This window comes from Streptomyces sp. NPDC034111 (genome assembly GCF_055575375.1).
In genome coordinates, this window is sequence record NZ_JBVIST010000002.1 from 229,202 (window position 1) to 240,476 (window position 11,275).

The window sequence follows — 11,275 nt, forward strand, 5'->3', positions numbered from 1 at the left end:
GTGGCCGACCCCTGCGATGCGGCGCAGCCCATTCACGGTCTGTGGCGAGCGATCGCGCAGGGTGTGCAGCCGCACGGACCAAGGTGTGAATTGTTGAACGCCAGCCCCCGGGGAGAGTCGGTCGGGAGGGGATCTGGCGGAGGGCCGGCGGGGTCAGGTGAGGATGAGCGGGCGCAGGGTGCGGTGGGCGATGCGTAGGCCGTCTTTGACCTTCGGCTCATCGCCGCTCCAGACGGGGTCCTCGTGTTCGACGGAGAGCACGCCGGTGAAGCCGCCTTCGTAGAGGGTGTCGACGATGCGCCGCCAGTCGATGTCGCCGAGGCCGGGGATGCGGTGCCGCCACCAGCCGTTGTCCCATGGGCCGTCGCGCTCGACGGTGTCGGCGATGTGCCGCCAGTCGACGTCACCGGAACCGGGGATGCGGTGCGGCCACCAGCTGTTGTCCCATGGGTCGTCGCGCTCGATGCTCTTGCCGAAGATGCCGTGGCGGTTGCGGCGCGCCGGGTCGAGCTGGGTGTCCGTGGCCCGCGCGTGCGGGATGTGGTCGACGTACGGGCGGAGCACCTCGACGGGGTCGATGCCCTGCCAGATCAGGTGCGAGGGGTTGTAGTTGAGGTAGAGGCCGAGTGAGAAGATCCATTCCCACAGCTCCGGGGAGTAGGCGAGGTTGCCCGGGTAGCCGTCCGGGTGCCAGTCCGCCATCAGACAGTTCTCGATGATGATCTTCACGCCGCGTTCGCCCGCGTAGTCGACGAGTTGCGGCAGCTCCTTCTCGGTCAGTGCGATGTTCTCCTTGACCGTACGGCCGGGGTCGCGGCCGACGAAGGTGCCGACGTACGGAACGCCGAGCAGCGACGCCGCATCGATGTTGTGGCGTACGTGCGCGGCGATCTCGGCGCGGCGGTGGTCATCAGGGTGCAGGTTGTTCTCGTAGTACGCGAAGGCCGACAGTTCGAGGCCGTGCCGGTCGAAGAGCGCGCGCACCCGGTCGGCTTCGGCCTCGCCGAAGCGGGCCACGTCGAGGTGGGCGGCCGCCGAGTCGCGAGAACCGACGGGCCAGGTGGCCACTTCCAGCGCGTGGTAGTCGTGTTCTGCGGCCCAGGCCGCGATCTCGTCGCGCGACAGGCCGGGCAGGCATGCGGTGAGGAAACCGAGTCTCATCTGGTCAGTTCACCTTTGTTCAGGGTCGGATGCGGATGGTGGCGAGCACCACCACGGTGAGCGCCGCAGCGCGGGCGGTGTCGTAGAACGTGGGACATGTATGGGGCCGTCGTCGTCGCGCACGGCTGCGTGGCCTCGCAGACACCGTCGGCGAAGCAGTCGTCGCGGCCCATGGCATGTCCGGTGGGAGCACGGAGAGTGGTCGCAGCGTCGGAGAGAACGGTGGCGTCGCGCGGCAGGGGCTCGGTGGACCGGTGGGTGCCGGCGGGTGCCGGTGGGTCCGTGGTACCGGTGGGTCCCGGTGGGTCCTTGGTGCCGGTGGGTGCCGACGGCGAGGGTCGTCCGGATTCTCCGCCGGGCGAGGACGCCGGGCGGGGCGTCAGCCAGTCGTTGGATCCCTTCCGTGACCGTCGGCGTGCGGTGGCTGAAGTGCCCTACAGGTAGCGGCGTTTCATGGGAGGGGCGCCGGACTCCGTTGACGGGAATCCGGCGCCTGAATACTCCTCAGTGGGGGTTGGCCGGGGTTCGTAAAGGAACACCCAGGTCAGTGTGGCCCGTCAGCTCACCTGCGACCGCTTGCGGTGGCGGAGGCGTACGGCGATGGCGCCGCCGGCAAGCGCGACCGCCACCACTCCCGAGGCGCCGAATTGCCAAGGAGTCGAGGACGAAGATGAAGCAGATGGGCGAGATGACGGTGGGGACGCCGGACCGAATCCGCCGGCCAGTCCTTTGCGGTCATACGCGGACCCCGGCATCTTGTCCGCGTAGCGGCCGTGTACCAGCTTCTGGTAGGCGGCGAGCGTCACCGTCCGCTTGCCTTCCAACCCCGAGGCCGCTTCCCGGTTGAGCGGTTCGACGATGTCGTTCTTCAGGCGGTACCAGGCGTGGATCTGCGGTTCGGTGAACACCTTTGAGTGGTCCGTGGTCTGTTCGCCGTAGGTGAGATCGCTGTCGCCGTCGCGCACGCCCATCAGGTGCCAACCGCCGCTGCCACCACCGCTCTTAGCCGTGGAGGAGAGCAGGACCGTGGCCTTGTGCCCACTGGCGTCGTTCGCCCGGGAGGCCAGGTACGACAGGCGTGTCACGTTGCTCGCGGCGGGCTTCGTTTTCCCGGTGACGAATTCGGGTGCGAGCTCGTACAGCGCGATCGGGTCCTTCAAGCTCAACGCCTGCTGGTCATCGTGTTCCCCAGGCGCCATCGGCGCCGCCGCACCCGAGCCGCCGTCGGCGCCTGCGTTCGCCGTCGCGCCGAGGAATCGGGAGACCGCGTTGTGCACATGCGCGGTCTTGAGCACCTGCCGTGCGCCCTCGTAGTCGGGAATACCGCTCGGGCCATCGGCCGCCTGTGCCGGGCCGCACAAGGCGGTGGAGAGCAGGGTCGCCGCCGCGCCGAGGGTAAGGGCGAGACGCGTAGCACTTTGCTGTAGAGAATTCTTCTTGCTGCGCATTGCTGCCCGCCTTACTTGTGTATCCCGATGCGGGAGTGAGTCCACTGGAACCTTGAGTTGCTGACGTAGTCGTTGTAGTCCCACCAGGTGTAGGTCTGCGTGGTCTTCCAGGGATCACCGACCGCGATCATTTGCGATGACGGGTCGTAGCCGTAGATGACGTTCATGTGGCCACCGCCGGAATTCCATCCGATACGGACGGCGAAAGGGCGTTTGCCGTCGATCTCTTTGCCTGTCTCCGAGAAGGAGGCACTGCGGTCGAGGCCGGATCCGGTGTCGCCCAGGCCGATGTTGGCCAGGCCGTTGGCTACGTCTTCGAGAGTGGCGGGCTGGTTGTCACAGCTGAGGTTGCCGTTCTGGGCGGCAAGCCGGCAGAAGTCCTGCTGGCTGTACTGGTTGAAACCCCAGTACTTGGCGATGGTCAGGCCGCTGGCGTCCCAGCACCACTGGTCCTGAACCTGCTTCTGCATGTCTATCTTGAGGGCCACGCGCCCGCTGGGCTTGGGATCCCGGGACGAGCAGGACGGCAGATTGTCGGTGTTTCCTTCGATGAACGCGTTGGCTATGAAGAATTTCCCGGATTCCGACCAGATCCAGCGGGGGTCGTTCTCCACGGCCTCGCCCTGGACGCGGCAGGTCATCGAGACCTTGCTGCCGACCGTGGCCTGACCGACGATGCGGGCGGAAAGGCTGGCCGACGACCTTTCGTTGATGCCGGGGTAGTTGCCTTGACCGCCGGTCACGGTGCCGGTCAGGGAACCGGCCTTGGCGTTGCCACCGCTGAGCAGGAACCCTGCGGTGATCGCGATCAACGCGACCACCGTCAGTGTTCTCCACAGCGTTTTGAAGCGAGGAAGACGCATATGCGGACTCTTTCGAGGTGTGGGGGATTGCATTGCCCAGCCATTGGGTGGATGACGCTGGAGTACACCGAGTCGCCACCTGGCGAAGCCCCTACGGGGCAGCCGGTGCGCGTTTCATGAAATGCGGTCTGGACCTACCTGTCGGCGCTTTTGTCGTGCGCGTTCTGTTACCGCTTAATTTCTCTGTGCATTCACGCCGCGCGCAGGGCGAGCGACAGCGAACACCAGCGATACCTCCCTGGCCGTCACGCTCGGAATGCGCAGGGGAATTACTACAGCATCTTCTCCGGCTGTTCAAATGACACTCCGTCAACCCTCCCTTGGCTACTGGTGAGTTCAGGGAAATACGCGGGATCACCCATGCCGCAGGACCCCTCGCCGGCCCAACAAATTGCAGGAACTTGGGGATGTTTGCGTAGTTCGTGACGTCGCACTGAGTGCGGCACCCTGATACTGACAGTCACCTGGCGGTTGGCTTCTTCTGTGCGGTGCCGTTTCTGATAACAGACGGAAAGGTCAGTCAACTGTGCGGTAATAAGAACTCTCCGTATAAACAAGCACCTTGGGCTTTGCTGCGGCGAATCACCTATTACGATGAGCACCAACTGATCGTCGCTGGGGCGGCGTTCGCCTCAAGGAGAAGGACTGCCCATGGGGAAACATGCACGAAGGCGCCATGGCCGGTTGGGCGCACGGGGCGTCGGCACCGCAGGAGCACTGGCCGTCGCCCTGAGTGCCGGAGTCGGGTCGGCTGCCGCCGCCGGCAAGAGCACCGGTAACGCCCATGACCGCGGCAGCGGCACCGGACGACGTGGCGCAAGCCCCGCACCAGGCGGTGGCGTTGGACGTGCCGCCAGCCCCGGGCCAGCTGACTCTCCCCGCCCCGACCGGGCGCTACCGTGTCGGAACGGTCGGCCTCCACCTGCGCGACTCGTCACGCATGGATCCGTGGATGCCCGGGCAGCAACGTGAGTTGATGGTCTCGCTGCGGTACCCGGCCACGCATACCGGTCACTATCCCGCCGCACAACGGCCGGTCAGCCAGCAGGTACTGCCGGGCGGGGTGACCCTGCCCCACCACTGCCGGGCACACCGGCGCCCCGGTTGACCGCAGGGCGGGCAAGCTGCCGGTGGTGCCGTACCACCCGGGCTGCACGGGCACCGGGGCCGGTCGACTGCACTGGTTCAGGACTTGGCCAGCCGCGGCCACTTGGTCGTCACCATCGACCACACCCACGATTCCGGCGACGTGGTGTTCCCCGGCGGGCGGCATGAGGACCGCTCCATCCCAAGGTCACCTACGGCAACATCGGCGTGGTGGTGGGCTGGCTACGCCAGCAGTTCCCGCACACGCCCTCCGCCTGGACGGTCCAGCTCACCGAGAGCGGCATCAACTCCGGAGATCAGTCCAGCGAGTCACAGCAGGCCGCAGCCGTGTGCGGCTCCTTCCGCAATGTGCTCGGCTTCGGCAACGTGCTCGGCACACCGGACATCGAGAGCTCCATCTACCACCGGATGCAGGACCACCCCGGCGAGGGCGGCCTCAAGCTCGGCCTCCGGATGCAGAACGGCTCGGCCAAACCCGCGTGGTCCACCTGGGTCCTGGCCAACCGCAACGACCTGCGGCGCGCCCTACGGCCCGCTGGCGCAGGGTGATCAAGAGTTCTGGCGCGGGGTGAGTCGACCCCGGCCGATCAGGAACCACAGCAGGCTGCCCAGGAAGGGCGCGACGAAGGCGAACACCAGCCAGACCAACTTCATTCCGCCATCCATCCGAGCCCTCACGATGCTGACCAGAGCTCCGACGAACAGCACGACGTAGGCGGCCGACAGAGCGATGAGTATGCCGGCGCCCGTGAGGCGCAAGGCGTGGCCGGAGAGAGCTAGGAGGTCGTGCTGACCTGCGCGAACGGTGTGCATGCGAGATGACGACCTTCGTGTGAGGTGGCAAGGGGACGTGCGGCACTCGGGCACCGCCGGTCTCCGCTGCACTGTGCGGTTCGCGTATGGGCCGCCCGGGCGGTGGGCACACCAGATATCTATGTCGGCGTTGACCAGGAAACGTTCACCCGCAGTACGATCCCGCCCAACGTGGCCGCGGCGTGGGCGAAGGCCAGAACGCCTACGGCGACCGCTGGACCGACCATCGACGACCGCCGCTCCACCTACCGCCGCACGGCACACGACGTCCCGTGACCGGCAATGGCCGGTGGGCCGGAGCCGGCGGGGCGGCCGCCACCGGGCCCCCACGGCGGCACCGGTTCCCACAGGGCGGAGCTCACTGGTCGGGGCCAACGCGCCGCGCCAGAAACGGCTACCGTCCCGGTCTCGCTCGCCCGGCTTGCCTGAGACCGGAGCTCCGCCAGGTGCTGTCGTCGAACGCGGGTGTCCCGTCGGAGGGCGGTTGACCGGGTGCCCCGGATGCCGTGCTGGGCGCGGTGGCAGTGTCGGGGGTGAGAGGAAGTTCGGCGACGAAGTGGGCTCCGCCGGCGGGCGGGGGGTCGTTGAGGGTGAGGGCGCCGCGGTGGCGGTGGGCGATTTCGCGGGCGATGGCCAGGCCGAGGCCGGTACCGCCGCTGGTGCGGTTGCGGGAGGCGTCGAGGCGGGTGAAGCGCTCAAAGATCCTTTCGCGGTGCTCGGCCGGAATGCCGGGCCCGTCGTCACATACTTCGATCAGGGCGGTGGCGTCGTGCGTGGAGACGGTGATCAGGACTCGGGTGCGGGCGTACCGTACGGCGTTGTCGAGGAGGTTGCGCAGGAGCCGTGCCAGCTGTCGTGCATCGCCGTGGACGGTGACGGGGGCGCTTGACGGGCAGTCGATCCGGACGGAGGCGGGGGCGTGCCGGCGGGCCTGTGCAGCTGCTTTTCGGGTCAGGGCTCCTAGTTCGACGGAGTGGGCGCCGGACGGTGTGTGGTTGTCGAGGTCCGCGAGCAGGAGCAGGTCTTCGGTGAGCCGCTCCAGGCGTTCGGCGTCGGTGAGGGTGCCGCGGATGACGTCGGGCCAGTGTGTGTCATCGGGGTAGTGCAGGGCCACTTCGAGGTCGGCGCGCAGCGCGGCCAGGGGGGTGCGCAGTTCGTGGGAGGCGTCAGCGGTGAAACGTCGCTGCTGCTCTGCGGCTTGTTCCAGCCGGTCGAGGGTGTCGTTGGTGGTGACTGCCAGGCGGGCGATCTCGTCGTCGCGGGGTGGGACGGGGACGCGCATGCTCAAGTCCCGGCTGGTGATGGTGCGCAGGCGCTGTTGGATGTCCTCCACCGGGCGCAGGGCCCGTGAGGTGGTGGCCCAGACGATCAGGGCGACCAGGAGGACTGCTGCGGGAAGGCCGACGTACAGCACACGGTCGACGGCGGCGACGGCCTCTTCGGCGTCCTGGGGGGAAACGAGGACGTGCAGGGTGAGGTTCTCGACGGGGGCCTTCGACCTGCCGTCGAGCAGGCCATGGCCTCGGAAGGTCGAGGACATCACCCGGAAGTCGCGGTCGGCGAGTTCTTCGCTGCCGGGCCAGTCATCGCCGGTTACGGTGCCGAAGTGGAGGTCCCGCTCGATGATGACAGTTGGCCTTGGCAGGTCAGGGTGCACACCCAGGGGATCGGGTACGAAGCGCTCCAGGTCGGGGTCGCCTTCGACGAACCGGCCCGTATGGTCGACGATCGCCCACATGTCGGCGGTCTCGAAGAGGAGCTCGTTGCTCTCGGCGCCGCGCTTGTAGCGCTGCTCGATGATGCCCAGGCTGGCACTGGCCCGGTTGCGTGCATCGTCCATTTTCGAGGCGTGGACCTCATGGCGGAGCCACCACGCGCCGACGGTGAAGGCCAGGGCAGCGGTGAGGGCTGCGGCCAGGGCGGCACGGAGGCGGATCGGCAGGCGCTTACCGATCATCGTCGACCAGCCGGTATCCAACGCCGCGCACGGTATGGATAGTAGTGCGATCGAACGGGATGTCGATCTTGCGGCGCAGTGCCCTGATGTGGACGTCGATGATGTTGCTGGCGGCCTGGTGATAGGCGTCCCAGACCTGTTCCAGCAGGTCGGCGCGGCTGACCACTTCTCCGGCCCGGAGCCCGAGGTAGGCGAGGACGGCGAATTCCTTGGCCGTGAGCGCGATCTCGGTCTTGCCGCGGCGGCATCGGCGGGTGGCCGGGTCGAGGTACAGGTCGCCGATCTGCACGGCAGGCCGGCGTGTGGGGCCGCCGCGGCGGATCAGAGCCCGTAGCCGGGCCAGGAGCACCACGTAGGAGAACGGCTTGGCCAGGTAGTCGTCGGCACCGGTGTCAAGGGCCTCCGCCTCGTCATACTCCCCGTTCTTGGCAGTGAGCATCAGGATCGGGGTGCGGATGTCCTCACGTCGCAACCGGTCGCAGACTCGATACCCGTCCAGCCCGGGGAGCATGATGTCCAAGACGATTGCCTGGTAGGGCTGCTGCCTGGCCATCCACAGACCGTGGCGGCCGTCATGGCACACATCGACGGCGTAGCCCTCGGATTCCAGGCCGCGACTGAGCACGGAGGCAAGTCGCTCGTCGTCCTCGACCACCAGTACGCGCATGCCGCAATCGTGCCATGCGCGCGAATCCCCACATGAAGATCGCTTCATCTGGCTTCATCACTGCTTCATGGCCGCTGACCGACGGTGGATGCCCCTCTCCCAGCCCTGCAGGAGCACCCATTGTCCTCCCTCGCCCCGTCCCGCCCCCGCCCGTTCGCGGCTCTGGTGCCGCCCCGCGGTGACGCCCGCCGGCGACGCGCAGGCCGCCCGCAGCTGCTGGCAGTACTGTTCTTCGCGGCCTACGCCGCCCTGTCGATCACCAAGCACCTCCAGCTCCGTTCCACCGGATACGACCTTGGCATCTTCGAGCAAGCCATACGCGCCTACACCCAGCTACGCGCCCCCGTCTCCGAACTCAAGGGCCCCGGCTACCACCTCCTCGGTGACCACTTCCACCCCCTCCTGGCCACCCTCGCCCCGCTCTACCGGCTCTTCCCGACCCCGCTGACCCTGCTCACCGCCCAGGCCGCCCTGATTGCTCTCTCCATCATCCCGGTCACCAGGCTGGCGATCCGCACCACCGGCCCACGGCTCGGCACCGCGATCGGCGCCGCCTACGGCCTGTCCTGGGGCCTGCAGAAAGCCATCGCCTTCGACTTCCATGAGATAGCCTTCGCGGTCCCCCTGCTCGCCTACTGCCTGGAACGCCTGGCCATACGCCACTGGCGCACCGCCGCAGCCTGGGCACTGCCACTGGTCCTGGTCAAGGAAGACCTCTCACTGACCGTTACGGCAATCGGCCTGTACGTCCTGCTGTGCGGCCGTCGCCGACTGGGTACCGCCGTACTGGCCTACGGTGTGCTGTCCGGCCTGCTGATCGTGCTGGTCGTCATCCCCGCCTTCAACCCCGAGGGCCACTACGCCTACCTCCACACCGCCACCCAGGCCGCCGGCAATCCCCTCACCCGGCTGCTCCTGCCACCACAGAAACTCGGAACGCTGCTCGCGCTGCTCGCCCCGACCGCATTCCTGGCCCTGCGCTCCCCGCTGATCCTCCTTGCGCTGCCCACCCTCGCCTGGCGCTTCTGGTCGACAACCCCGGCCTATTGGGGGCTGGACCACCACTACAGCGCCGTCCTGATGCCCATCGCCTTTCTCGCCTTCGCCGACGCACTGGGCAGGCTGAACCGGCCCAAGCTGGTCACCAGGGCCGTGGCGGTCAGCGTCGCGGCAAGTCTGCTGGCGCTTCCGTTCCTGCCGCTACGGGATCTGGCCGGCCCCGCGTGGCGGCCCAGTCCGTGGGCCGGCGCGGCCCGCGAGGTCATGGCCGCCGTACCGGACGGCGCCGAGATCGGAGCCGTCAACTCCCTCGCCCCGCAGCTCACCGCGCGGGCTCGCGTCTACCGGTTCCCGCAGGTCCTGGACCGCGGCGCCAGACCGGAGTGGCTGCTGATCAGCGACCCCGCCCGCGGCGGCATGCCGGGCTTCCCATGGGAGCTGGCCCGCCTACCAGGGATTCCTCCACTCGGCTACCGACTGGTCATCGAGCGATCCGGCATCCAGCTTTACCGGCTCGCCAACCGATGACGGCGGACCCAGGACTGGGAGCGCCACTACAGCCGGACGACACCGAGCACACAGCATCCGAAGGCGGGCACCAGGACCGGCAGACCACGCGCGGGCTGCTCCCCGGGCGCCCCGTTCCCTACAGCTCCGGGAAAGGGCTTGAGGGCTCGGCGGAGAACAGAGAGCCCATGGAGTGCTCTACTGAACTGGCGGGTGATGTCGGCCCGTTCGCCTGACGGCGTGCGGGCGCTTGATCGACTGCGTCGGCGCGTACCAGTCCTGCTCGCACTCCAGCACCCGCGCGCCGTCGTTGCGCACTGGGGGTGTCCGGCGCCGTTGGCCGTCCCCACCTCCCGGACAACCGCGCCTCATATCCCCACCCACGGCCGGCCACCGGGTGCAACAGGTGTAACAGTTGTCGAGCCTTGCGCCCTCCAGCCGCTCCTCGACCAGGGGTTCCACCTCCACCACGATGAACTGGCCAACGTCTTCGCCACCTCGCCCGAACAGCGCATCCGGCTCGGCTACCTCCCCGCGAAGCCATGGGCCGAGCTTGTGCCGAGTCATCGGGTCTGTAGCGCCCGAGACCTCCCAGTCGTCGGCCCAGCCGATGATGTGCCCGCCGACGGATGCGGCCGCTGTCAGAACGTCCTCCCGTTGACGCTCCGGACGACGTGGCCAGCTTCATGCGGGACAGCCGCCGCACGCCGAGCAGGCATTTTCCTGTGCACGTCCCGGGTGAACCAGGGAACAAGATCGACCTGTTTCGGGTCGGCCTTGAGGTAGACGAGGAGCTTGCTCCGCTGAGGCGGGCAGACACACGCGAAGTTCCGCCGTCCACCGGGACGGTGGACGGGCCGCGAGGTCGTCAGCCGGACAGGATCAGGTTGTGCCCCCCTACTTGATGCGGTCGAGGAAGCCGAGCACCCGATGGTTGACCTGCTTTGCGGCTTGTTCGTCGCAGGACGGCAGGCTGCTGTCGGTGAACAGGTGCCTGTCGCCGGGGTAGAGGAACAGCTCGGCATCCGTCGCCGTCTCGACGAGCGCGCGGGCGGCGTCCACATCGCCCTCCCCGGCGAAGAAGGTGACTCGTCGCAGCTGCTCGGCGAACTCGCGAACGCCGGAGGTCAGCCCGTGCCCATGGTAGAGGACCAGCACCTCAGCCATATTGCTCCCCTCGCACTGCGGGGCCCGGGTGGCGCCGCGGCACGAGTATGGCCCTCAGCACTGACATCCACGGGCCTCGGCCGGACAGGATCATGTCGGTGGTTTCGGTTCGGTGAGGCGGACTTCGAGATCGGCGACTCGCCGGTCTTGGAAGCGCAGGTTCGAGCGGGCGGCCTTCAGCCGCTCGTCGAGGGTGCGGTTGTCGGTGGTGAGTTGCCGGACGCGTTGCTTGAGTGTGGTGTTCTCGGGGTGATCCGGTGAATGGCCTCCTGGGTCCATTCGGCTTCCAAGCCGCGGTTGTGGCCGAGGAGTTCGCGGATGCGGGTGCGTCGGGCGTGGATCTCTGTGTGGGCCGAGCGTGAGACGACCTGGCGCGAGCGGGCCCTGAACTCCTAGGACACCCTCAAGGCCGCCAAGGAACTTCAGCCTTCCAGCTCGGCCTTCATCGTCGATAGAACCGTGCGGCTGCGTGTGGGGGCCGTCCGCCCTCCTGCTCCAGATCCGCCCACGCAACCTCCCCGTGGTCGCTTCGGTGACGCCGCCGAAACGCGCCATCACGCGACCGCCCGCACCATCGCGATATCGC

10 protein-coding genes and 1 pseudogene are annotated in these 11,275 nt (G+C 67.9%); 3 read left to right on the forward strand and 8 right to left on the reverse strand.

Features of this window, described 5'->3' with window-relative positions; genetic code table 11:
• Positions 1-153: 153 nt before the first annotated feature.
• From ACZ55A_RS06810 to ACZ55A_RS06820, 3 genes are all read right to left on the reverse strand, one after another.
• Entirely contained in the window at positions 154-1,161 is a 1,008-nt protein-coding gene (locus ACZ55A_RS06810) for a sugar phosphate isomerase/epimerase family protein (RefSeq protein WP_468835365.1), read from the reverse strand.
• Between the two features lie 557 nt (positions 1,162-1,718).
• Complete coding sequence (locus ACZ55A_RS06815) at positions 1,719-2,609, reverse strand: hypothetical protein (RefSeq protein ID WP_468835368.1); 891 nt, start codon at positions 2,607-2,609, stop codon at positions 1,719-1,721.
• 11 nt (positions 2,610-2,620) lie between these two features.
• Complete coding sequence (locus ACZ55A_RS06820) at positions 2,621-3,472, reverse strand: papain-like cysteine protease family protein (protein ID WP_468835371.1); 852 nt, start codon at positions 3,470-3,472, stop codon at positions 2,621-2,623.
• Between the two features lie 952 nt (positions 3,473-4,424).
• Here ACZ55A_RS06820 and ACZ55A_RS06825 point away from each other — a divergent pair.
• Together ACZ55A_RS06825 and ACZ55A_RS06830 are read left to right on the forward strand one after the other, a co-directional pair.
• Positions 4,425-4,580 carry a hypothetical protein gene (locus tag ACZ55A_RS06825; RefSeq protein WP_468835374.1) on the forward strand — a complete coding sequence of 52 codons (156 nt, stop codon included), beginning with the start codon at positions 4,425-4,427 and terminating at the stop codon, positions 4,578-4,580.
• 209 nt (positions 4,581-4,789) lie between these two features.
• On the forward strand, positions 4,790-5,128 hold the full coding sequence (locus ACZ55A_RS06830; protein WP_468835377.1) for a DUF5722 domain-containing protein: 339 nt from the start codon (positions 4,790-4,792) through the stop codon (positions 5,126-5,128).
• Here the strand turns inward: ACZ55A_RS06830 and ACZ55A_RS06835 are convergent, their stop codons facing one another.
• The 3 genes from ACZ55A_RS06835 to ACZ55A_RS06845 form a co-directional block, all read right to left on the reverse strand.
• On the reverse strand, positions 5,129-5,392 hold the full coding sequence (locus ACZ55A_RS06835) for a PLD nuclease N-terminal domain-containing protein (protein ID WP_468835379.1): 264 nt from the start codon (positions 5,390-5,392) through the stop codon (positions 5,129-5,131).
• Positions 5,393-5,786: 394 nt separating this feature from the next.
• On the reverse strand, positions 5,787-7,349 hold the full coding sequence (locus tag ACZ55A_RS06840) for a sensor histidine kinase (RefSeq protein WP_468835384.1): 1,563 nt from the start codon (positions 7,347-7,349) through the stop codon (positions 5,787-5,789).
• Positions 7,339-8,016, reverse strand: a complete 678-nt coding sequence (locus tag ACZ55A_RS06845) for a response regulator transcription factor (RefSeq protein ID WP_468835387.1) — start codon at positions 8,014-8,016, stop codon at positions 7,339-7,341. The genes ACZ55A_RS06840 and ACZ55A_RS06845 overlap by 11 nt, the downstream gene beginning before the upstream one ends.
• Before the next feature lie 120 nt (positions 8,017-8,136).
• On the opposite strand from ACZ55A_RS06845, the gene ACZ55A_RS06850 reads away from it, so the two are divergent.
• The gene (locus tag ACZ55A_RS06850) at positions 8,137-9,543 is read left to right on the forward strand and encodes a DUF2079 domain-containing protein (RefSeq protein ID WP_468835390.1); all 1,407 of its coding nucleotides are present in this window, start codon (positions 8,137-8,139) and stop codon (positions 9,541-9,543) included.
• 876 nt (positions 9,544-10,419) lie between these two features.
• On the opposite strand, the pseudogene ACZ55A_RS06855 reads toward ACZ55A_RS06850, so the two are convergent.
• Together ACZ55A_RS06855 and ACZ55A_RS06860 are read right to left on the reverse strand one after the other, a co-directional pair.
• Positions 10,420-10,719 (reverse strand): annotated as a pseudogene (locus tag ACZ55A_RS06855) (dienelactone hydrolase family protein); the annotation flags it as partial.
• Between the two features lie 60 nt (positions 10,720-10,779).
• A complete protein-coding gene (locus ACZ55A_RS06860) occupies positions 10,780-10,968 on the reverse strand; it encodes a hypothetical protein (RefSeq protein ID WP_468835393.1) in 189 nt (62 codons plus the stop codon).
• Positions 10,969-11,275: the final 307 nt, after the last annotated feature.

Bases quoted from the DNA above. Each gene is read 5' to 3' on its own strand.
- ACZ55A_RS06810 (WP_468835365.1), bottom strand. From the start codon at position 1,161: ATGAGACTCGGTTTCCTCACCGCATGCCTGCCCGGCCTGTCGCGCGAC.
- ACZ55A_RS06815 (WP_468835368.1), bottom strand. From the start codon at position 2,609: ATGCGCAGCAAGAAGAATTCTCTACAGCAAAGTGCTACGCGTCTCGCC.
- ACZ55A_RS06820 (WP_468835371.1), bottom strand. From the start codon at position 3,472: ATGCGTCTTCCTCGCTTCAAAACGCTGTGGAGAACACTGACGGTGGTC.
- ACZ55A_RS06825 (WP_468835374.1), top strand. From the start codon at position 4,425: ATGCCCGGGCAGCAACGTGAGTTGATGGTCTCGCTGCGGTACCCGGCC.
- ACZ55A_RS06835 (WP_468835379.1), bottom strand. From the start codon at position 5,392: ATGCACACCGTTCGCGCAGGTCAGCACGACCTCCTAGCTCTCTCCGGC.
- ACZ55A_RS06840 (WP_468835384.1), bottom strand. From the start codon at position 7,349: ATGATCGGTAAGCGCCTGCCGATCCGCCTCCGTGCCGCCCTGGCCGCA.
- ACZ55A_RS06845 (WP_468835387.1), bottom strand. From the start codon at position 8,016: ATGCGCGTACTGGTGGTCGAGGACGACGAGCGACTTGCCTCCGTGCTC.
- ACZ55A_RS06860 (WP_468835393.1), bottom strand. From the start codon at position 10,968: ATGGACCCAGGAGGCCATTCACCGGATCACCCCGAGAACACCACACTC.